We start from the raw sequence: 21,773 nt of genomic DNA, 5'->3' as shown, positions 1-21,773 counted from the left end.
CTGCTCGGCGCTGTCGCGCTTCGCCTCCAGCGCCTTTTCCAGGCTGGCGCGATAGGTGCCGACCACCTTCACGGTGTCCAGCTCGGTCACCTCACTCCCCTGCTGCGGGCTCTGCTGCGCATTGCCTGAGTCCTGCGCCATCGCCGCGAACGATTGCGCCTGCAGTGCCGCTGCGATCGACAGGGCCAACAAGGTAACCGGTGTCTTTTTCCTGCTTCGAACAACCATCACTTCTCCCCTCCTCAAGGTGACTGTTGCATGCCGCTGCGAAATGTTGACTCGGCCAGCGCGCTTGCCATGCTGTCGCGGCGGCGAAAATGACACCGCTGGTCAAAACCCTAGCAAAAGGTGCGGCAATACGCATGCTGCGGTGCAATGGCGCGCCGTCTCAACACCGCCCACACCGGCGTTTGCAAATAGCCCAGCCTGCCGTGACGCGGCAATCCTGCCCGCCATGACGGTTGGTGATGTGTTGCTTCGACACCGGCATGTCTGCCGCGGCCGTCGTGCGCCCTCCCCAGGCCGTTGGAAAAAACCAAAAAAAGGCCCCGGACCTTGCGGCCCGGGGCAGCCCAGGGGGTGGGTGGGTGCGAGATCAGAACTTGTAGCGGACGCCCAGCAGGTACTGGCGACCGGTCTTGCTGTACTCCAGCGGCAGTTGCAGGCTGGGATTGGCGACCCAGGATTCCTGCGCCCGATTGGTCAGGTTGCTGCCCTCCAGGCTGACTTCCAGATGATCGTTGATCTTGTAGCGCACCGAGGCGTCGAGGATGGTGGTGCCGCTCTGCCCATGCACGCCGCTGGCAGCGCTGTCGAAACCGACTTCGGTGCCCGGCACCTGGATCAGGTAGTCGGAACGGTTGGTGGCCGACACGCGGCCGGAGAATCGCTGACCTTCGTAAAACAAGGTGGCATTCCACGAGGTCTTGGACAGGCCGGTCAGGTCTTCCTTCTGTGCGGCGGTACCGTTGGACAGCAGGTACTGGATCTGCGAATCGACCCAGGTGTAGTTCAACTGCACGCCGAAGTCCTTCCAGAAGCCAGGCAGGAAGGTGAACGGCTGGGTGTAGTTCAGCTCGAAGCCCTTGAGTTTGCCGCCGGGGGTGTTGATTGGCACGGTGAACACGAAGTCGTCATCCACCGTGGCGACGGTGCCATCCAGCAGGCTGGCGGGCAGGCCACTCCACGAGTACGGATGGGTCTCGCGGGTGGTCTGGATGAAGCTCTCGATGTCCTTGTGGAACAGGCCCAGGCCGAGCATCGCGCCTTCGTCGAAATACCATTCAAAGCCCAGGTCCACGTTCTTGGCGCGCTGCGGATCCAGGCCGGGGTTCCCGGCGGAGACGGTGCGCGCGGAACCGCTGACGCTGACGGTCACGCCCGGGCTGATGCTGCCCAGGCCCGGACGCGCCATCGTCTTGGCTGCGCCGAGGCGAATCAGGAAGTCCGGGGTAATTTCCGCAACCAGGTTCAGCGACGGCAGCACGTCGCTGTAGTCACGGCTGGCGACCGCAGGTGTCAGCACGCCATTGATCGTGGCCATGCCGCGCGAGGTCTGGCTGGTGCGCACGTAGCGCACGCCGAAGTTGCCGGACACCGGGACCGAGCCCAGGTCGGTGCCGAACTCGCCCATCAGGTAGGCGCCACGATCCTTCTCGTTCACCGACTGGTCGCTGGGGTTGTAGTTGCTCAACGCAAACGTGCCGCTGTCGCTGAGGATGCCGAATGCATCGGCAATCTTGGCAAAGTCCAGCACCACCCATTCGCCCGGCGCACCCTGCATGCCACTGAGGCGGGCCAGCTCGGTCATGTCCGCCGGAACCGCCGTGGTACCGCCGCTGAAGCTGGGCACGCTGGTCTCGGTGGCGGCGCGGCGGCGCTCCTTCGAGCTGTAGGCGTAGTTCTTGGCCTGGATGCCGCCCTTCAGCGTGAACGACTGGCCCAGAACCCATTCGAAATCGAGCTGGCCGGTGTCGTAGCTGTTGCTGACATAGTTCTGGCGCAGGCGGATGGTGGACAGCGTCCAGCCCGCAGAGCTGGTCGGGTCGAAGCCGTAGTTGAACACCGGCAGATACGGATTGCCGCGATAGTCGTAGCTGTAGTTGTCAACGTCCAGCTTGTCCATCATCACCGTGGCCTGGACCGGGTTGCTGTGGTCGGACTTCGACGTACCGACCTTGCCGCTGATGCGAAAGCTGTCGCTGAAGCGGTGCTCGCCGTCCAGGCTGATCTGCTTGAAGGTGGTGGCCCACTCGTCGTGGCGGCTCTCGGAGCGGATGTCCACGTTGTCCATCAACGCATACACCAGCGCGCCGTTCTCGACCGCGCCGTCGCGCACCAGGATCTGCGACTTGCCCGCGCTACCGGTCTTGCTCAGGCCGTTGGCCTCGATGTACTTCTCGTCGCGCACCGCGTCGATCTTCGAATACAGCGCATCCAGGCTGAAGGTGGTGTCCGGCGACGGCTTGAACTGCAGCGAGGCGGTCACGCCCAGGCGCTTCTGGTCGTGCTCCATCAGCGTGTAGCGCGGAAAGCGCGGCGCATAGACGTTGGATGCCAGCGCTGCGGTGTACGGGGACGCGGCATTGAACCCGCCATTGGTGGTGCCACCGGCCCAGCGCACGGTGCCACTGCCTTCATCCACCGCCTCGCGTTCGCTGTACGCCAATGAGAGCAGCGCGCCGAACTTGCCATCCGCCCAACTGTTGGCGATCAGGCCGGCGAAACGCGGGCTGGTGGCGTTGGCGGCGTCGTTGAAACTGCCCTGCAGGTTGGCGGTGGCAGTGAAGCCATCGTAGTCGAACGGACGCGCGGTGCGCAGGTCCACGGTGGCACCCAGCGAGCCCTCCTCGACGTCGGCCGAGGCGGTCTTGCGCGCGATCAGCTGCGAGAACAGGTCGGAGGCGAACACGTTGAAGTCGAAGCTGCGGCTGCGGTTGGCACCGCCCTGGCCGTCGCTGCTGCCGACCGAGCTCATCGCCTCCAGCCCATTGAGGCGCACGCGGGTGAACTGCGGGCCCAGGCCGCGCACGGTGATGTTGCGGCCTTCGCCGGCATCACGGGTGATGACCACACCCGGAATGCGCTGCAGGGATTCGGCCAGGTTCAGATCCGGGAACTTGCCGATGTCCTGCGCGACCACGGCATCGACCACGCCCTTCTCGCTACGCTTGATGTCCAGCGCCTTCTCGACGCTGGCGCGATAGGTGCCGACCACCTTCACGGTGTCCAGCTCGGTCACTTCGCTCCCTTGCTGCGGGCTCTGCTGCGCATTGCCTGCGTCCTGCGCCAGCGCCGCGAACGATTGCGCCTGCAGCGCAGCCGCGATCGACAGGGCCAACAAGGTAACCGGTGTCTTTTTCTTGCTGCGAACAACGCTCATTTCTCACTCCTGAAGGTGACTGTCACATCCCGATACGAAATATTGACTCGGCCAGCATGCTTGCTATGGTGTCCCGGCGGCAAGAATGACACCGCTGGTCAAAACCCTATCAAAAGGTTTGGCAAGGAGCATGCTGCAGTGCAATAGCGCCGCTTGCCGGCTTTGCCGCCATCATCCACAAACCCTGCAAACGGAGTGCCTCATGGCGGATCGGATCCTGTGCTTCGGCGAAGTGCTGCTGCGACTTTCAGCGCCAGCGTACGAGCCGCTGCTGCGACAGGCGCGGCTGGACGTGCATGTGGGTGGTGCGGAGGCGAATGTCGCGGTGGCGCTGGCGGCGTTCGGCCACGATGCCGCCGTCGCAAGCGTGCTGCCCGACAACCCGCTGGGCCACGCCGCGCGCGATGCGCTGCGCCGTGATGGCGTGGACACGCGCCCGCTGGCATTCGCGCCGGGCCGCATGGGCCTGTATTTCCATACCACGGGTGCCGGCCATCGCCCCAGCGAAGTGCTTTATGACCGCGCCGGTTCGGCCTTCGCAGTGACGCCGCCGGAACGCTACGGCTGGCCCGCGCTGCTGGCCGGCACGCGCCTGCTGCATCTGTCCGGCATCACGCCTGCGCTTGGCGAAAACACCGCACGCGCCGCGCTGGATGCAGCACGCGCCGCACGCGCGGCGGGTACGTTGGTGTCGTTTGACGGCAACTTCCGCGCCAAGCTGTGGGCCGCATGGAATGGCGACCCGCGCGGCACCTTGCATGCATTGTTTTCGCAGGCCGACATCGCCTTTGCCGACCATCGCGACATTGCATTGGTGCTGGGCATGTCATTCGACGACATCGACGATCCCGTCGAACGCTTCCATCGCGCCGCGCAGGCCGCGTTCGATGCGTTCCCGCATCTGCAGCGCATCACTTGCACCCAGCGCATCGCCACGCGCGTGGACCTGCATCATCTGGGCGCGTCGATGGCGGTGCGCGGCAGCGACCTGCTGCAACGCGCGCCACTGGAACTGGGCGGCATCATCGACCGCATCGGTGGCGGCGATGCCTTTGCTGCAGGCGTGTTGCACGGCCTGCTTTCAGGGATGGGCGATGCCGACAGCCTCGCCTTCGGGCAGGCCTGCGGTGCCTTGAAGCACTACCTGCCCGGCGATGCCTTCACGCTGGGCGTGGACGAGGTGATGGCGCTGGTCAACGGCGAACGGTTGGACGTCCGCCGCTGACGGCAGCATTCACATCGGCATGCACAGGCAATGCGCCAGCGGCACCACGCGCGCATTGCCGCTGCGCTTGAGCGCGCTGTCGATGAACTGCATCGCCGGCTGCTGCTGCAGGCGCTTCAGCAGAAGGGTTTCGCCGAGGCCACTGCTGCGCAGCAGGGCGATGCCGGCGCGGCTTTCCAGCATGCCGCCGAACCACTGCGAGAACGGCTTGGTGCTTTCTTCGACGTACTGCGTGCGCCACGTCTCTGGCTTGCCCAGCTTGGCGCGTGCGGCGGCATCATTCACGGCTGCCTGCACGCCACCGAAGGCATCCACCAGGCCGCGCTGCCTGGCCTGATCGCCACTCCACACGCGGCCGCGCGCGACTTCATCGACCTGCTCAACGGACTTGCCACGCGCCTTCGCCACCTTGCCGGTGAAATCGCGGTAACCCTTGTCGATCACGCTCTGCACCGTAACCGCAACGCCCGGATCAAGCGGGCGGGTGATGTCGAAGGCGCCTGCGTATTTCGCGGTGCCCACGCCATCGGTATGCACGCCGATCTTGTCCAAGCCGCGATTGATGGTGGGGAACAGGCCGAAGATGCCGATGGAGCCGGTGATGGTGGAAGGGTCGGCATAGATGCGGTCGGCATTCATGCTGATCCAGTAGCCACCGGATGCGGCCACGTCGCCCATCGAGACAACGACGGGCTTGCCGGCCTTTTTCAGTGCTTCCACTTCGCGGCGGATCTGCTCGGAGGCGAACACCTCGCCACCCGGCGAGTTCACCCGCAGCACCACCGCCTTCACGTCGTCATCGTCGCGTGCCTGCCGCAGCAATGCAGAGGTCGATTCACCACCCACCTGTCCGGGCGGCAACCTGCCGGGTGCAATCGCGCCTTCGGCCACCACCACCGCCACCTGCGGGCGCGGATCGGCCTGCGGCAAGGTGCCATCGACATGCTGCAGATAGACCGGCAACGACACCTGACGGAAGCCACCCTCGGCGTCGGCGTCGGCCTCACCACGTTCGGCCAGCAGGGTTTCCACTTCTTCACGGGTTTTCAGTGCGGTCACCAGCTTCTGCTGCAAGGCCATCTGTGCAAGATCGCCCTTCGCTGCCGCCACCTGTTCCGGCAGCGTGTCCGCCTGCGCGGCCAGCGTGGCCGGCGCGATGCCGCGCGCCTTGCCGATATCGGCCAGCATGCGACGCCAGATGTCACCCATCCAGAACAGGTCGGCTTCCTTCGATTCCGGCGATGCCGCATCCAGGATGTAAGGCTCGGCGGCGGACTTGTATTCGCCCACCTTGAACAGGTTCATGTCCACGCCCAGCTTGTCGTGCAGCGCCTCGCGGAAGTACGGGCGATAACTGGCAAGGCCGTCCAGCATCACGCCGGTCTGCGACATCGGATCAAGGTAGATCTCGTCGGCCTGCGCGGCCAGCAGGTACTGGGCCTGACCGTAGTTGTCACCGTAGGCCACCACCTGCTTGCCGGCGGCGCGCACGGTGGCCAGTGCGGCGGCCACTTCGCGCAGCGATGCAAAGCCACTTGGCTGGAACTCGTCCAGCCGCAACACCACGCGATTGATGCGCTTGTCGGTGCGTGCCGATTCCAGCGCACGCAGCGCATCGCGCAGGCGGATCTCGCGGCAATCGCGGCTGTTGGTAGCCTGCGCCAGACTGCGGCTGAGCGGGTCGCAGCTGTACTGCTCCACCAGCCGGCCATCCAGCTTGAACACCAGGGTGGTGTCATCGTCCAGCGGTGCCAGCTTGCCGCCGCCGAACACCGCCATCAGCACCAGCAGCAGGACGATCAGAAACAGGATGTTGAACACCAGCCTGCGGGTGAAGTTGACGGCATCCCACAGGCCGATGGCGATGCGGGCGATGGGGCCGCGACGGCGCGGTTGGTTCATTGCGAAACTCCGGGAAAACATATGGGGATGCCGTCATTTCCGCCTGCGCGGGAATGACGGCAGGTAGTCATGCTAGCGGGCCGGCGGGAAATGCTCATGCGGCATCGGTCATGGTGCCTGATGGCGTGGGTTCACTTGCCGGTCTTCTTGCCAACAGGAACGGTCGCCCCCTTCATGTACGGGGTGAAGTCCGACCATTGTTCGATGCGGAATGCGCGGATGTCGCGCACGGTCGCCGGAAACCAGACCATGGCCTTCAGCGCGTTCATCGCCATCGTCAGTGTTGCCAGGTTTTCCTCTTCCGACACATAGACGCTGCCCTGGATGCGCTCGAACCCATACGTGGAGAGCGTCCTGGCGATATCGGTGTAAGCCGCCGACACGCCTTTGGGGTGATGGGCTTCGGCATCCTTGACGGTCAGGTCGAACGCGATGGCGAACATCAAGCTGCCTTGGGATCGGCCAGGATGCGGGACTCGCTGTATTCGGCGCGCTCGCCCGTTTCCGGCACCAGGATTTCGAACAACAGTTCACCGCGCGCATTGCGCTTGCGGGTTGCCCGCACGATCTCGTAGATCGGCCCGAACTTGCCGAACCTGCGGAAAGTCCCCGGCTCAACCTCGGTGCTGGCTTGTGCCTTGGTCATGGTGCAATCCTCCCGGAGGAATATCGCTCCATCATAAGCCCGCTGCTGCCTTGCCCGCATCCGTTGCCTGTCCGCCATCGGGCATCGGCATCATTGCACTGCTACGCAGGAAACGGCGCGCCATCAGGCAGGCGGCAACCAGCAGGCCGGCGGTCAGGCCCAGCCACATCCCGCGCGGCCCCCAGCCCAGTGCCAACCCCAGCCCCGCACCCACCGGCATGCCGATGCCCCAATAGGCCAGCGCTGCCAGCAGCATCGGTACGCGGGTGTCGTGCAGGCCGCGCAACGCGCCCGCCGACAACGTCTGGATGCCGTCCGGAAACTGGAACAGCGCGGCGTACAGCAGCAGCGATGCCGCCAGCGAAGCCACCGCCGCATCCGCCGTGTACAGGCCGGCGATGGCGTGACCGCCCAGCAGCAACATGCAGGCAGAAATCGCCTGCGTCCCCAATACCAGCGCCAATCCGGCGAAGTAGGCACGGCGCAGGCCGATGCGATCACCACGCCCCAGCGCATGACCAACGCGGACGGTGGTGGCCTCGCCCACGCCGAACGGGATCATGAAACACATCGACGCCACATTGATCGCGATCTGGTGCGCGGCCACCGGCAACTCACCCAGTCGCCCGATCAACAGCGCGGTGACGATGAACAAGCTGCCCTCCATCGCCACCATCACGCCGATGGGCAGGCCGGTGCGCAGCAGGCCGCGCAGCACGTCCCAGCGCGGTGGTTGCCAGTGCGCGAACAACTGCAGATCGGCAAAGCGCGGCGCGCGCCACAGATACAGCGCGAACGCCAGCGCCTGCGCCCAGAACATCAGCGCCGATGCCAGCCCCAGGCCCGCTGCACCCAACTCGGGGAAGCCGGCCACACCATGGGTCAGCGCATAGCCCAGCGGCGCCAGCAACAACAGGCCACCGAAGCCCAGCACCATCGTCGGCATCGACCAGTGCAGACCATCGCTGAGATAGCGCATCGCCAGATACAGGGTGAATGCCGGAATGCCCCAGCGGATCGCCAGGATGAAATCGGTCGCGCCCGGAATGATCGAAGCCGCCATGCCCATCGGTGCCAGCAGCAGCGGCAACACCGTCATCAGCGCGAACAACACCACGCCCAGCGCAAGCGCCAACCACAGCGCCTGCCGGAACAGCGGGCCGATCTGGTCGCGGCGGCGTGCGCCATCGAGTTGCGACACCGACGGCGGCAGCGCCATCAGCACGCCCATCGGCACCATCATCGGCAACCAGAACATGGCCGTGCCCACCGCCACCGCCGCCAGCGTGGTGGTGCCGTGGCGACCGGCGATCACGGTGTCAACGAAACCCACCAGCCCATGCGACAGATGCCCTGCCGCCAACGGGGCCGCAAGGCGCGCGGTGCGGGCCACTTCCTCGCGGAAGCGGCGTGGCGGGATGGGTATTGAAGACATGACGGGCGCGGATGGTCGCGCCAGTACCGGCGCGCAGGGTCGCCATCTTAGCCGCGTTGCCGATGCGGGGCTTGCTTCACATGCTCTTCCGTGCCGAGCAAGCTCGGCAGCTACATAGCCCGGCACATGTAGATGCGGAGCTTGCTCCGCATCCATGCGCGATGGCTACCGCAACTTCACCAGCCGTAGCCGTAACCCACGCCTGCGGATTTCTCGTCGCCGCTGAACGCACCGCCGATGGTGAACGCCGCGCGCTCGCCAATCGCGCGCTGGTAACCCACCGCCAACGCCGCCCTGCCGTTCTGCGAACCCACGCCCACCGCAACCCGGTTCACCGTCCGAATGCCTGCTGCGGTCGCCGCCATCTGCGACATCGCCGTCTGCATCGCACCGCTGCGGTCGATGCGTGCATCGGTCTGGTGGAAGCGAAGATCGGTCTGCTGCTGGTACTGGGTGAAGCTGTCGTTCCACGCTGCAAACTTCTGGTCGGTATAGGCATTGGCCGACTGCAAGGTCTGCGTGGCCTTGGTGTCGGTATAGGTATTCGATGCCGTCAGCGTGGCGGCATCACCGGCATCTGCATGCGCGTTGGCCGAAGCCAGCGTCTGCGTTGCCTTTGTATCCGTATAGGACTGCGCTGCCGTCAGGGTGGCGGCATCACCTGCCGTCACGTCACTGCGGATCGCTGCCTCGCGGGTGTCGGTGTAATCGTTGGCGATATCGACCGACGCCGTCGCCGTTGCCAGCGCCGTGTCCGCCGTTGTTTGTGCATTGGCCGCATCGACGATGGCCTGATCGGCTGTTGTTTGTGCAGCAGCGGCATCCGCGATTGCCTGATCGGCGGTGGACTGCGCGGTTGCTGCGTTTGCCAGCGCGGTATCTGCCGTGCCTTGTGCGTTCGCTGCGGCGGTGGCGGCGTTGTCAGCAGTTGTCTGCGCATTCGCTGCGGCGGTTGCTGCGCCATTCGCCGTGGATTGCGCATTGCCGGCGGCGGTCAGTGCCGCGTCTGCCGTGGTCTGTGCCGTGGCGGCATTCGCCAGCGCGGTGTCGGCTGTCGTCTGTGCTGCAGCTGCATCTGCAACCGCTTGATCGGCGGTGGTTTGCGCGTTCGCGGCTGCAGTGGCTGCACCATCCGCCGTGGCCTGTGCGTTTGCCGCTGCCGTGGCAACGCCGTCCAGTTGCCCCTTGTTGACGGCATCGGTCACGGCCACGCCGTCGGCAACACCGCCCACCACATTGCCGCCCATGTTGATGACGGTATTGTTGACGATGGTGAAGTTTCCACCACCGCCGCCCACGGTCAGGCCGCCGAAGGTCGGCGCGTTGTTGAAGCCGTAAGTGATGGTGTTGCCGCTGCGGCTGACGGTCAGGTTGCCGCCCGCGTCGTCCGCCTCGAAGTTGACGGTCTCGCCATTGCTGATGGCTTCCTGCGCGCCACCCCCGGCGCTCAGTCTCCAGCCGCTACCGGCGATGGCGATATTCAACTGGCCGAGGTTGACGGCATCGGTGTTGGCCGTGCCGGCGGCAACGTTGACGATGCGGCGTTCATTGCCCACCGAGCCAACGGAAATCGTGTTGGCGATATTGGCAACCGAGTTGTAGCCCAGTGCCACCGCATTTGCGGCGGTGGCCTGTGCGCCATTGCCCAGCGCGGTTGCGCCCACTTGGGTTGCCTGCGCGGCTTGCAGGAGTGAGTTGCTGCCGCCGATGGCGATGCTGTAGTTGGCGCTGGCGATGGCACCTGATCCCCCGTTCTGAGCATCGCCGCTCGTTGTGTCGGCACCATCGCCGCCGCCGCCGATGGCCGTGCTGGCAATACCGCTGGCAACTGCGCCATTGCCTCCGGCTCCACCTGAACCCCGGGTCGTGCTTGATATCTTGGAGCCTCCCCTGCCGCCGCTACCGATGGCGGTGGCACCTGCTGCGGTCGCTTGTGCGCCGGTGCCGCCCGCTCCACCCCAGCCATACGCCGACCGGGTGCTGCCGCCGCCGCCACCGCCACCAAAAGCCAATGCCCCACTGGCGCTCGCGATGGCACCGCCGCCGCCGCCGCCACCCGCCACATCGCTCCCCGTGCTGGAAGTACCTGCACCACCGCAGCCAATCGCAGTGGCACCATTGACCGCCGTGCTGCCGCCGCCACCGCCACCGCCCGCTACAAGTAGATTCGGCGCCGGCCCGGCACCTCCCATTCCCGGACTGCCACCCTGACCCGGGTCGACACCGGAGCCTGCACTGCCCGAGGCTCCAGGCGCTCCACCGGCACCGCCTGGCGTCGTTGAACTGCCAGAGCCGCCGTCACCTCCGCCGCACAGTTGCACCTCATCAGCCCAAGCCGGCACCGCCAGCAATGACAACGCGCCGCAGATGGAGAGAGACAATAGGGAACGTTGCAGCGAACGTGTGCAGCGGCGGCGTGTGGTGTACATGGCGAAAACCCCGGTAGTGCCGTCCCCCGACGGCGATACCGCTCACGCTAGGGGTCACATCGCACGTTGGGTATCCACGAAATCAGGTAGGCCACCGTAGGGGCAGGCCCCCGTGCCTGCCCGCTCTTGCGATTGCCAGATGACCCGCCACCCCAAAAGCGGGCAACCACGGGGGGTTGCCCCTACGCGAATCAGGCCACCAACGGCATGTCCAGCAACAGGCAGGTGCCGGGTGAGGTGGCTTCGATCCGCAAATCGCCGCCCAGCCGGCGGGCGCGCAGGCGCATGCTGGCAAAGCCCGCGCCGCCGCCGTCCAGCCGTACCACGTTGCCGGCATCGGCAAGACCCACGCCGTCGTCCTGCACTTGCACATGCAGGCGCCCGCCTTCGCGTGCGATGCGCACGTCCACGCGCCGCGCGTGGCTGTGCTTGAACACGTTGGTCAGCGCTTCCTGCAACAGCCGCAACAGATCCAGGCTGCGCGCCGGCTCCAGATGCACATCGTCCAATCCATCCACCTGCCAGCGCGCGTCGATGTCCGCTGCATCCAGCAAGCGGCTGGCGCGATGCCGCAACGGGGCGATCAACTGCGCGAGGTCGGCCTGTTCCTGCGCAGTGGTGTCGATCACCAGCCGCAGGTCGTCGCGCATTTCCTTCAGCAGGTCGATGAGCTGCTCCTTCGGGGCATCGCCCGGTGTCTGTTCCAGCCGCGCAATGGCCCCCACCAGGGTGCCGCCGAAGCCATCGTGCAGGTCACGCACCAGTTGCAGGCGCTCGCCGGCGCGGCTGTGCGCCAGTTCCAGCGCGTGCTGTTGATTCAAGGTATCGGCAAGCTGGGTGGTCGCGGCCTGCACTTCCTGCTTCAGTTCGATGTTGAAGCCTTCCACCCGCTTCATGGTGGCGGTGAAGCGGTGTGCCAGCACGAAGCCCATGCCCAGCAGCATCAGCGGCGAGGCGAACGACATCAGGTAACTGTCGGCACGGATCAGGCCGAGATAAACCCCGGCGTCATGCACGGCCAGCAGCAGCGGTATCGCGTAGCACAGGCCCAGCACTTTCTGGTCGGCGCGGCCGTGGCGCAGCGCCCAGACCATGAAGGTGAAACCGCACACATAATTGAACGCCATGGCGGGCAGGATCCACACATTGCGATGCGGCCCCGCCACCTGCGGCAGCAGCAGGGCCAGCACGAACACGAGTGCCGCAAGTGCAAGCAGGGTGCGCTCGGAACGCGGCCAGCGGCGGTCGGCAAAACGCAGCAGGAACACGGCGTAGCACGCAACCAGCGCGAGGTAACAGGCACCGTTGAAGGCCTGCCAGCCATCGGTGGTGGCAAACGGCCACGGACTGGTATTGACCCAGTTCAGGCCATACAACATGCCGAACAGACCGCCGGCGGCATACCAGCCATAGGTGGTGTCCTGTCGGCGCAGCAACCAGAACAGGCCGAACAGCGCCGCCAGCACCGCGCCAATGGCAGTGTCCAGCATCTGCAGGTCGAAGCGCGCGCGTTTGTTGGCGCGGTACTTCGCTTCCACCTGTACGGGATCGCCCACGGTGACGGTGCCAAGCCCGGGCTGGTACGCGGTCAGGCCGGACACCCGCACCAGCAATTCGTTCTCACCCTGCTGCAACAGCGGCGCATCCAGCAGGTAGTACTGCGGCGTGATCCAACTGCGCGACAGCGGCTCCACCAGCGAGCGGTCGCGCCCCACCAGACTGCCATTGACATACACCGCGCCGGCCATGCAGATGTAATCCAGCATCAGGCCGACCGGCGCATCGGCATCTGCCTGCTGCCAGCGCAGGCGATACCAGACCACGCCATCGTGATCCGGCCAGCGGGGCGTCCACAGTTCCATCAGCGTCACCGGCACCCAGCCATCAACAGGCGGGGCGGTGTCGTGCCAGTCGCCACGTACGGCTTCGGCGTGGGTGAGGGTCAGTGGCTGCGCAGCCTGCGCGAAGGTGTTGCCGGCCAGCAGCAGGGCGACCAGCAACGCCAGCAGCACGCGCATCAGTGCAGCAGCCCCAGCGCCTGCGCTTCAAACACCGCAGCGGTGCGCGAACCCACCGCCAACTTGCGGTAGATGTTGCGGGTATGGCTTTCGATGGTCAGCCGCGACAGCGCGGTGACCTCAGCGATCTCGCGGTTGGAAAGCCCGCGTGCGACCAGTTGCAGGATTTCAGTCTCACGCGCGGACAGGTGTACCGGTTCGGCTGGCAACGGTGCCGGCGCGGTCTGCGGCATCAGTTCCAGCAGACGCCGTGCGATCACCGGGTCGATGGCGGCACCGCCGCGTTGCAGGCAGCGCAACTGCATCGAAAGCTCGATGTCTTCCGCGTTCTTCAACAGGTAACCCACCGCGCCATTGCGCAGGGCAGCGAGGATGGTGCCTTCCTCCGCCCATGCGGAGACGATCACCGCCGGCAGCGCCGGATGCCGCGCGTGCAGCCATGCGATGAAGTCCACGCCGCTGCCGTCCGGCAGTTGCACATCGACCAGCGCCAACCCGTGGCCTGCATCCGCCAGCGCGCGTGCGGCGGCGATGTCGCCGGCCACGTCGATGCGCACGCCTTCGCCCGCGACCTCGCGCAGCAGGCGCTGCGCGCGCAACTGCGCGTGCGGATCGTCCTCGACGACCAGCACCGCATCCAGCGTGGCGGGCTGCGTTTCCATCGCGCGAATCATTGCTCCCCTGTCTGCACCGCATGATACGGGCATCGCGCCCGACCGGAATGCGACGCCTACTGCAACTTCGCCAGCAGCCACGCATGCCGCTGCGCGGTGGGCACCTGCAACAGGTCAAGGCGCAGTGCATCGCGCGCTTCCGGCGGCGTGGTCTGCGCCAGCCGCTGCAGTTGGTCGATGTCCTCCGGCGGTGCTTCACGCAACAGCCGCAGCAGCGACGGGCGCTGCGCATCCGGCACAAAGGCGAACAAGGCAGCAACGCGCGGCCACTCGCGTCCGATCACTGGCCCCAGCCACCACCCGTGGCGGGCATCGAACGGCAATGCATCGAAATCCGCACGCAGCCGTTGCTGCTGTTCCGCCGGCAAGGCCTGCAAACGCCGGGCGATGCTACGCAGCAGCGCGCGTTCTTCCGCCGGCAAGGCCTGCCACGCTGCCCACGCGCCGCGATATGTGCCACGTTGCGATGGCGATAGCGCATCCCAATCACGCATCTGCATCGGCGGCGCAGGCGCGATGCTGGGCGATGCCGCTTCCACCTCCGGCAATGCGGATGCATCTTCGGCCTGAGCCAGCCATGCGAGCAACGGCAGATCGCGGGCGAAGGCGAACTCTTCCGGCGCGGCAAGCAGTTCGCGGTCGGGGTGCAGCGCGGCATCGGCGGCATCGAAGCGTGCCTTCGGCGGATCGGCAGGCGGCAAGGCCTCATGCTTGATCGTCACCCGCCACGCATCGAGCAATGCGCGGCCACGCGGATGCAGGAAGAAGGTCGCAGCCAGCGCCAGCACGCAGGCAATCACGCCAACCCACAGCCAGCGCAGGCGGCGACGATGCCGGCGCGCGTCATCCGCAGGCGGTGGCGCGGCGACACTGCGCGCAGCAACCGGCGCAGGTGCCGGCAGGCGCTCGCGTTCACGCTGCGCGGCGGCACGCCACGCGCGCCAGACATCGGCATCGGGCTGGCCCAGTGCATCGCGCGGCAGGGCATCACGGATGCGCCGCTGGCAATCCTCCACGCTCACGCCCAGCACGGCGGCGACATCGGCCTCGTCCAGTTCCGCCACCAGGTACAGCAGCACGGCGGCGCGCGCTTCCGCGGGCAGGCGGGCGATGCCAGGCAAGGGCGAGGCACCAGCTTCCGCCGGTTTGCGCAGCGCGGGCGCGGCCAGCAACAGCCGCCAGTAATGACGCGGCCATTGCGCGATCGGCCACTTCGCGGCCTCGCCGGCGAACACCTGCGCCACCACCGCCAGCGCCTGCCCGGCGGCAGCGGGGCTGCCGGCCTGCACGGTGGCAAACAGGCGCGCGCGGCGCTCCAGGCCACGCAGGAAGGCGGCAACTGCCGCAGGCGACTCGGACACGATGCTCAGGCAGGATGGGCAGGCGGAAGGAGCCTGCATCTTAGGCCCAGCCTCCACCCAAAAAACCGCTTGACAGCCCCGGCGATGACGGCTCCGCTAGCATTCATGCGGGCTGTGGGCAAAACCAGTTGTACACAGCCGTAAGAAAACCGTCACCGGCCCCGGTTCCACGCCATTTTGATCCTGAACGGATGCCGTGTTTCACGGTCAACTTGTTGATTTTATTAAAGATTGCCGGATTGGCGTTTTTTTCGCCAGCATGGCCACCAGCCACATTCCATGCCGCCTGCGCGGCTTCGGCCAAGCCGAATGCACAGAGTTATCCACATGCTGTGTGGATAAGACCGCTTTCCTTTTCATAACAGCCACTTGCCGCATCTTGATGTGACCTGCGTCAGGTTTGCGCCGCAACTGGCCGGCAAGCCGGCCGCACCCGCGCCGGGCCGCTAGACTGGCGGCATGCCGGCATCGCCTTCCGTGCTGCGCGTGGCCCTGCCGGTGCCGCTGCCGCAGTTGTTCGACTACCTGCCACCGCCCGGGATGCCGGCCACCTCGGTCGCCGCCGGCATGCGGGTGCGGGTGCCGTTCGGCCAGCGCGAGGTGATCGGGATCGTGGCCGGCCATGCTGATGCCGAAGCCAGCATCGAACTGCGCGCCGCGCTGGAACTGCTGGATGCCGCGCCGCTGCTGCACGGCGAACTGCTGGCCTCGCTGCGCTGGCTGGCCGGCTACCTGCACGCGCCGCTGGGCGAAGTGCTGGCGACCGCGCTGCCGGCGGCGCTGCGGCGTGGCGAACCGTTGCCGGACACACAAACCTACGGCTGGGCGCTGAGCGAAGCCGGACGCACCGCGCTGCCATCGCTGCGCGCAGGCAAGCCGAAAGCGTTGGCCGAATTGCTGCAAAACCTGCGCGACGAGGACTGGCTGGATACCGCATCGCCCGGCTGGCGCACGCCACTGCGCAGCCTGCGTGAGCGCGGGCTGGTGGAGCGCGTTGCACTGGCGCAATACCGTCATTCCGGCGAAAGCCGGAATGACGACATCATCGTGCCGAACGCCGAACAGCAAACCGCCATTGACGCCATCCGCGCCGCCGATGGCTTCGCGCCCTTCCTGCTGGACGGCGTGACCGGCAGCGGCAAGACCGAGGTCTATCTGCACGCCATCGCCGACTGCATCGCACGCGGCAGGCAGGCGCTGGTGCTGGTGCCGGAAATCGGCCTGACCCCGCAGGCACTCGCGCGCTTCCGCACGCGGCTGGGCGTGCCGGTGCACGCGCTGCATTCCGGCCTCAACGACAACGAGCGCGCGGCAACCTGGATGGCGGCAGCACGCGGACAGGCGCGAGTGATCGTGGGCACGCGCTCGGCGGTGTTCGTGCCGCTGCCGGACGCGGGCCTGATCGTCATCGACGAGGAACACGACGGCAGCTACAAGCAGTTCGACGGCATCCGCTACCACGCGCGTGATTTCGCCATCGTCCGCGCGCGCGCGCTGGGTGTGCCCGTGCTGCTGGGCAGCGCCACGCCGTCACTGGAATCACTGCACAACGCGCAGGCGGGCCGCTACACGCATCTGCGCCTGCGCCATCGCGCTGGTGATGCGCAGCCGCCGCGCGTGCGCGTGCTGGACGTGCGCAAGCGCCCGCTGCACGCAGGGCTGTCCGACGATGCGCTGGGCGCGATGCGCAAGGCGCTGGACGCAGGCGGGCAAGTGCTCGTCTTCAAGAACCGACGCGGCTACGCGCCCGTGCTGCTCTGCCACGACTGCGGCTGGAGCGCGCATTGCCCACGTTGCAGCACGGACGACAAACCCACGCCGATGACCGTACACGCGCACGGCAAGCGCCTGCAATGTCACCACTGCGGGCATCGCAAACCCTCGCCGCCGGCCTGCCCGGACTGTGCCAGCCTTGCCCTGCAACCGCAGGGCAACGGCACCGAACGCATCGAGGAAGATCTCGCGCAGCGCTACCCCGATTTGCCGGTGCTGCGCATCGACCGTGGCAGCACCGCGCAGCGCGATGGTTTGCAGAAGCGTTTCGATGCGCTCGGCACGCAGCCCGGCATTTTGATCGGCACGCAGATGCTGGCGAAAGGCCACGACCTGCCCAACTTGACGCTGGTGGTGGTGGTCGGCATCGACGAAGGCCTGTTCTCCGCCGACTTCCGCAGCGGCGAAAAACTCGCGCAATTGCTCGTGCAGGTTGCCGGTCGCGCAGGCCGCGCCCACAAACCCGGCGAAGTGTTGCTGCAAACCCACCATCCCGACCATCCGCTGCTGCATACGTTGGTGACCGGCGGCTACCACGCCTTTGCCGATGCGGAACTGGCATTGCGCGAAGCCGCACGCTTCCCGCCGTTCGCGCATCTGGCCCTGCTGCGCGCGGAAGCGAAGCACGCCGACCCGCCGATGCGGTTCCTGCATCTGGCGAAGGATTTGCTTTCTCCTTCTCCCTCAGGGAGAAGGTGGCGCGAAGCGCCGGATGTGGGTTCAGCGGAACCCGTGCTGTCACCATCTGCACCGAACCCTCTCCCCAACCCCTCTCCCAAGGGGAGAGGGGCTCCAAGCATCAGCATCGCCGGCCCGCTGCCCGCACCGATGCCGCGACGCGCCGGCTACCAGCGCGTGCAACTGGTGCTGTCCGCCTCGCAGCGCCGTGACCTGCACGCCGCGCTGGATGTCCTTGTTCCCGCGCTGCACGCCGCACCGGAAGCACGCAAGGTGCGCTGGTCGCAGGATGTGGATCCGGTGGATCTGTATTGACACCCCGCATCGGCGACAATCACCCGACAACCAACGACACCCATCACCGTGACCAGCCAACTCGAACAGCTCCGCACACTCTCATCCGTGGTTGCCGATACCGGCGACATTGACGCCATCGCCCGTTTCCAGCCGATGGACGCCACCACCAATCCCTCGCTGCTGTTGAAGGCAGCGGCACTGCCGGCGTATGCGCCGCTGCTGGATGCGGCAGTTGCGCAGGCAAGCGGCGATGACAAGCTGGGCGATGCCTGTGACCGCCTGGCCGTTGCCATCGGAGGTCAAATCCTCAAGCTGATTCCTGGCCGCGTTTCCACCGAGGTCGATGCGCGGCTGAGCTTCGATACCGAAGCCACCGTCGCCAAGGCCAAGCGCATCGTGCAGTTGTATGCCGACGCCGGCATCGGCACGGATCGTTTGCTCATCAAGATCGCATCAACGTGGGAAGGCATCCGCGCCGCCGAGCAGTTGGAACGCGAGGGCATCCACTGCAACCTGACCTTGCTGTTCTCGTTCGCGCAGGCGGTGGCCTGTGCCGAGGCTGGTGTATTCCTGATCTCGCCGTTCGTCGGCCGCATCCTCGACTGGCACCTTGCCAATGGCATGGCGAAACCGGCCACGCCGCAGGACGACCCCGGCGTGCAGTCGGTGCAGCGCATCTGGCAGTACTACAAGCGCCACGACTATCGCACCGTGGTGATGGGCGCGAGCTTCCGCAACACCGGTGAAGTGCTAGCACTGGCCGGCTGTGATCGCCTCACCATTTCGCCGGAACTGCTGGGCGAACTGGCGCAGTCCGATGCAACGGTCGAACGCGCGCTGGTCGATGCCGGCGAGCGCGCCGCGCCGCCCGCCACGCTTGGCGAAGCCGCCTTCCGCTGGCAGCACAACGAAGACGCGATGGCCACCGAAAAACTGGCCGACGGCATCCGCAAGTTCGCCGCCGACCAGCGCAAGCTGGAAGCGCTGCTGGCGGCGAAGCTGGCGGCGAAGCTGGGCTGATGCCGCTACCGACCGCCGAGAGCCTCAAGCAACGCCACCGCGCGATTCGCGACGGGCAGGACGCCAATGCGTCCACCCGCCTGCATCGTGCGATCAGTTGGCTGGCGCGTGCCGAACAGGAAGCCGGCGACCCGGATGCCTGCTTCATCTTCCAGTGGGTGGCGCTGAACGCCGCCTACGCACGCGAGTTCAGCCGCGACGAAAGCGAACGCGAGCGCTTCCGCCAGTTCATCGCCACGCTGGTTGAACTCGACACCGGGCGCAGCCTGCACAACGCGCTGTTCCGCCAGTTCAGCGGGCCGGTGCGCACGCTGATCGACAACAAGTTCGTGTTCGAACCGTTCTGGACGGCGCTGCGCGAGCACGATTCATCCAATCGCTGGGAAACACAGTTCGCCAACAGCAAGAAGGTGGCACTGGCCGCAGTCGTGGCCGGCGACACCGCCACCGTGCTGTCCGTCGTGTTCGATCGCCTTTATGTGCTGCGCAACCAATTGGTACACGGCGGCGCGACGTGGAACAGCCAGGTCAACCGCACGCAACTCCGCGACGGCGTGAGCATCCTCGGCACGCTGTTGCCGCTGGTTCTGGCGGTGATGCTGGAGCATTCGCAGCATGCGTTTGGCGAAGTGCTGTATCCCGTCGTCTGAGCAGCACTTTGGCTAATCGAAATCCGCTGACGTGAACTTCAGCGCATTGCTGTTTTCCTTCACCGCACGCACCGCGCCGTCGCCGAACCCGGCCTCGTGTTCGGCTTCGATGTCGATCTTGATGCGGACGCGGGCACCTGCAATGGATGTGAACTGGCCCACCACTTCTTCCACGATGTCGGAGAACTGCAATGCGGCGCGCAGCGGGTCAAGCTCGGCAGTGCCGAAGAACCGGGTTGGCTTAAATGCCACTGGCGCGGGTGAACCGACTGGTATCGACGGCACCACTGTTCCACCCGGTTTCCCGCCCGGCGCACCTACACCGCCAACCGGCGTTGGCGCTGGTTCGGGCTGCAGCTTTGCTTCGTACTGCGCTGCCGCCCCCGGCTCGATCAGCAGCAGTTCCTCCATCACCGGCGATGTCTGCTTGCCCAGCATGAAACCGCGATAGGCCTCGCCTTCCTTGCCATAGGCCAGCCCGAAGAAATCACGGCTGGGCGCACCGGCGGCAATGGTGGTCTGCAGCACCGAAGACTTCGCCAACCGTGGCAGGTACAGGTATTGACACATGTGCTGCCAGACTTCGACGGCGGAAACTTCCGTCACATCATCGCGCCAGTACCACTTGGCCAGCAGCCGGTTCAGGTGGATCGGCGACCACTCGCGAATCACCAATTCGTTTTCGACGACCACGCGATCCAACTCGCGCCCCAGTCCCGGTGCAGCGGGATTGAGCGGATAGTGTTCCCAACCGGCGTCTTCCAATCCACCGCCACGCTTTTCCAGTTGCGTCGGCACCACCAGCCAGCGCCACGCCTCGCGCACCATGCGCAGCAAGGTGTCGCTGGCCTGTTCGCGACCCTGGGTGGCCTGTCGCTGCTGGTGGTTGTCCAGCGTCAGGCGCATGTCCTTGATGTCGGCCTCGATGGAGCGCCACGCCAGCAGCATGCGTACCGTGTCCTTCACCCGCCCCACCTGGTCGAAGTCCGCAGCGAGGAACAACAGGCGGTTCTGCTTCTGCCGGGGCTGCTCACCGCGCGAGCGCAGGATGCGTTGCGCCTTGTCACGTGCGGGGTTCGGGCCGCTGCGCGTCCACGCATCGGAAGGCGGCAGCACCACCAGCCGCAGTTCCCAGTCGTCGGGAATGTCGGCATCGCGGGTGAACACATGCACCGCATCGAATGGATGCTGGCTACCCATCACCCGGCCCAGCGCCTGCCGGATTTCATCCAGCACCGTGGCATCGTCGAAACGCTTCTTGCGCTCCTCCATCTCCTGCCGCAGGTTCGGGCGCACATCCAGCCACCAGCGCCCATTGCCCTTGCTCAGATACGTCAACCGGCCTTCCAGCCGCCCCAGCGCATCGGCGAACACATGCGGCGCCTGTCCCGGTTGCAGGCAACCCAGCACCACGCGCGAGGTTTCCAGCCCGCGTGTCAGATCATTGCTGCCGGTGGGCGCACTGCCGAGGAAGATGCTGCGGCTGACCCGGCGGCAAGCCTGCGCCGCGCCGAAGCGCGCTTCGTGCTGTTCGATCTGCGCCGGTTCCGAGCGCTCGCCGTCCACGTCGCGCTCGATCACCGCATCCCAGCCGGCCTGCTGCAAATAGGTGGTCAGTTCGGTGCGCACCGCCGCGTCGTACAGCGGCAGGTTGCCCGGCATCAGCATCAAGTCCTGGTTGTTGTCCTGCCACAGGCGATGGATCACCCGCGCCATCAGTTTCAACACACCGCGCGTGCGCTGGAAGCTGGGCAAGGTTGACCAGTCGTTGTACAGCCGGTCAAACACTTCCGGGTGGATCGGGTACGCCGCGCGCATCCGTTCCAGATACTGGCCTTCCTGTGTTTCGCCCGGCAACTGCGCGGCGTTGGCGACGTAGTGTTCGGCGAAGGCCCGGCACACCGCATCGGCAGCGGCCTTGTCGTCGATCTGAGCGAACAGGCGGCGGCGCACGATCTCGAATGCCTCCAGTGTGGCCACCGGCTTCCAGATCGCCTGCACCCGCCCGAAGTAATGCTCCAGCGCCTTCAAGGCCTGAATCCCGCGCTGGCTGCCCGCCTCGCGCTCGGATTCCGGCAGCGAGGCCAGCAACACCGCATTCGGCACGGTTTTCAATGCCTCGGTCAACGCCTGCACGAAGGTCAGGTTGCTGTCGTAGGTGCCACCACTCAGCCCCTTGCCGTCCTCGAACTGCGCCAGATAGCGCGTCAATTCGTCGATCAAGATCACCGCCGGCGCATGGGCTTGCAGCAACGCGGCCAGCACTTGTTTGCCCGGCGAAGT

Annotated in this window: 15 protein-coding genes and 1 pseudogene; 4 read left to right on the top strand and 12 right to left on the bottom strand. The window is 66.2% G+C overall.

What is annotated here, in order from left to right; genetic code table 11:
* Positions 1-228: pseudogene (locus tag QM612_RS05055) on the bottom strand (hypothetical protein); the annotation flags it as partial.
* Positions 229-595: 367 nt separating this feature from the next.
* On the bottom strand, positions 596-3,382 hold the full coding sequence (locus tag QM612_RS05050) for a TonB-dependent receptor (RefSeq protein ID WP_415252806.1): 2,787 nt from the start codon (positions 3,380-3,382) through the stop codon (positions 596-598).
* Between the two features lie 202 nt (positions 3,383-3,584).
* Here QM612_RS05050 and QM612_RS05045 point away from each other — a divergent pair, with 202 nt between their 5' ends.
* Entirely contained in the window at positions 3,585-4,607 is a 1,023-nt protein-coding gene (locus QM612_RS05045; protein WP_415252805.1) for a sugar kinase, read from the top strand.
* A 9-nt stretch (positions 4,608-4,616) separates the two neighbouring features.
* On the opposite strand, the gene sppA is transcribed toward QM612_RS05045, so the two are convergent.
* The 9 genes from sppA to QM612_RS05000 all read right to left on the bottom strand — a co-directional run bounded on the left by sppA (position 4,617) and on the right by QM612_RS05000 (position 15,376).
* On the bottom strand, positions 4,617-6,509 hold the full coding sequence (sppA, locus tag QM612_RS05040; RefSeq protein WP_415252804.1) for a signal peptide peptidase SppA: 1,893 nt from the start codon (positions 6,507-6,509) through the stop codon (positions 4,617-4,619).
* Between the two features lie 131 nt (positions 6,510-6,640).
* Positions 6,641-6,952 (bottom strand): virulence factor, encoded by a 312-nt coding sequence (locus QM612_RS05035; RefSeq protein WP_415252803.1) that lies wholly within the window; start codon positions 6,950-6,952, stop codon positions 6,641-6,643.
* The gene (locus tag QM612_RS05030; RefSeq protein ID WP_415252802.1) at positions 6,952-7,155 is read right to left on the bottom strand and encodes a DUF5397 family protein; all 204 of its coding nucleotides are present in this window, start codon (positions 7,153-7,155) and stop codon (positions 6,952-6,954) included. Before QM612_RS05030 ends, QM612_RS05035 begins: the two co-directional genes overlap by 1 nt.
* A gap of 31 nt (positions 7,156-7,186) precedes the next feature.
* Positions 7,187-8,590, bottom strand: a complete 1,404-nt coding sequence (locus QM612_RS05025; protein WP_415252801.1) for an MATE family efflux transporter — start codon at positions 8,588-8,590, stop codon at positions 7,187-7,189.
* 176 nt (positions 8,591-8,766) lie between these two features.
* Positions 8,767-10,782 (bottom strand): hypothetical protein, encoded by a 2,016-nt coding sequence (locus tag QM612_RS05020; protein ID WP_415252800.1) that lies wholly within the window; start codon positions 10,780-10,782, stop codon positions 8,767-8,769.
* 428 nt (positions 10,783-11,210) lie between these two features.
* A complete protein-coding gene (locus tag QM612_RS05015; RefSeq protein WP_415252799.1) occupies positions 11,211-13,037 on the bottom strand; it encodes an ATP-binding protein in 1,827 nt (608 codons plus the stop codon).
* Positions 13,037-13,699, bottom strand: a complete 663-nt coding sequence (locus QM612_RS05010) for a response regulator (RefSeq protein WP_415252798.1) — start codon at positions 13,697-13,699, stop codon at positions 13,037-13,039. The genes QM612_RS05015 and QM612_RS05010 overlap by 1 nt, the downstream gene beginning before the upstream one ends.
* Before the next feature lie 68 nt (positions 13,700-13,767).
* On the bottom strand, positions 13,768-15,111 hold the full coding sequence (locus QM612_RS05005) for a DUF3106 domain-containing protein (protein WP_415252797.1): 1,344 nt from the start codon (positions 15,109-15,111) through the stop codon (positions 13,768-13,770).
* Positions 15,112-15,175: 64 nt separating this feature from the next.
* The gene (locus tag QM612_RS05000; RefSeq protein ID WP_415252796.1) at positions 15,176-15,376 is read right to left on the bottom strand and encodes a hypothetical protein; all 201 of its coding nucleotides are present in this window, start codon (positions 15,374-15,376) and stop codon (positions 15,176-15,178) included.
* 155 nt (positions 15,377-15,531) lie between these two features.
* Here QM612_RS05000 and QM612_RS04995 point away from each other — a divergent pair, with 155 nt between their 5' ends.
* From QM612_RS04995 to QM612_RS04985, 3 genes are read left to right on the top strand one after another with little or no spacing between them, the layout of a single operon-like run.
* Positions 15,532-17,838 carry a primosomal protein N' gene (locus tag QM612_RS04995; protein WP_415252795.1) on the top strand — a complete coding sequence of 769 codons (2,307 nt, stop codon included), beginning with the start codon at positions 15,532-15,534 and terminating at the stop codon, positions 17,836-17,838.
* 48 nt (positions 17,839-17,886) lie between these two features.
* The gene (tal, locus tag QM612_RS04990) at positions 17,887-18,840 is read left to right on the top strand and encodes a transaldolase (protein WP_415252794.1); all 954 of its coding nucleotides are present in this window, start codon (positions 17,887-17,889) and stop codon (positions 18,838-18,840) included.
* Positions 18,840-19,490: a hypothetical protein gene (locus QM612_RS04985; protein WP_415252793.1), complete on the top strand. Its 651-nt coding sequence runs from the start codon at positions 18,840-18,842 to the stop codon at positions 19,488-19,490. The genes tal and QM612_RS04985 overlap by 1 nt, the downstream gene beginning before the upstream one ends.
* Before the next feature lie 12 nt (positions 19,491-19,502).
* On the opposite strand, the gene QM612_RS04980 is transcribed toward QM612_RS04985, so the two are convergent.
* Positions 19,503-21,773, bottom strand: a 2,271-nt coding sequence (locus tag QM612_RS04980) for an ATP-binding protein (protein ID WP_415252792.1), incomplete at its 5' end; no start/stop codon positions are given.

Origin of the sequence: Thermomonas sp. (genome assembly GCF_047606765.1) — a bacterium.
GTDB lineage: Bacteria > Pseudomonadota > Gammaproteobacteria > Xanthomonadales > Xanthomonadaceae > Thermomonas.
Note: the sequence above shows the minus strand (reverse complement) of the source record. Positions and strands in the feature narration are given on the sequence as shown.

What these genes read in the sequence shown, in the direction of transcription:
- sppA (WP_415252804.1), bottom strand. Translation starts at nt 6,509, where the DNA reads ATGAACCAACCGCGCCGTCGCGGCCCCATCGCCCGCATCGCCATCGGC.
- QM612_RS05045 (WP_415252805.1), top strand. Translation starts at nt 3,585, where the DNA reads ATGGCGGATCGGATCCTGTGCTTCGGCGAAGTGCTGCTGCGACTTTCA.
- QM612_RS05015 (WP_415252799.1), bottom strand. Translation starts at nt 13,037, where the DNA reads ATGCGCGTGCTGCTGGCGTTGCTGGTCGCCCTGCTGCTGGCCGGCAAC.
- QM612_RS05020 (WP_415252800.1), bottom strand. Translation starts at nt 10,782, where the DNA reads ATGGGAGGTGCCGGGCCGGCGCCGAATCTACTTGTAGCGGGCGGTGGC.
- QM612_RS04995 (WP_415252795.1), top strand. Translation starts at nt 15,532, where the DNA reads ATGCCGGCATCGCCTTCCGTGCTGCGCGTGGCCCTGCCGGTGCCGCTG.
- QM612_RS05030 (WP_415252802.1), bottom strand. Translation starts at nt 7,155, where the DNA reads ATGACCAAGGCACAAGCCAGCACCGAGGTTGAGCCGGGGACTTTCCGC.
- QM612_RS05005 (WP_415252797.1), bottom strand. Translation starts at nt 15,111, where the DNA reads ATGCAGGCTCCTTCCGCCTGCCCATCCTGCCTGAGCATCGTGTCCGAG.
- QM612_RS05025 (WP_415252801.1), bottom strand. Translation starts at nt 8,590, where the DNA reads ATGTCTTCAATACCCATCCCGCCACGCCGCTTCCGCGAGGAAGTGGCC.
- QM612_RS05010 (WP_415252798.1), bottom strand. Translation starts at nt 13,699, where the DNA reads ATGGAAACGCAGCCCGCCACGCTGGATGCGGTGCTGGTCGTCGAGGAC.
- QM612_RS05035 (WP_415252803.1), bottom strand. Translation starts at nt 6,952, where the DNA reads ATGTTCGCCATCGCGTTCGACCTGACCGTCAAGGATGCCGAAGCCCAT.
- QM612_RS05050 (WP_415252806.1), bottom strand. Translation starts at nt 3,382, where the DNA reads ATGAGCGTTGTTCGCAGCAAGAAAAAGACACCGGTTACCTTGTTGGCC.
- QM612_RS04985 (WP_415252793.1), top strand. Translation starts at nt 18,840, where the DNA reads ATGCCGCTACCGACCGCCGAGAGCCTCAAGCAACGCCACCGCGCGATT.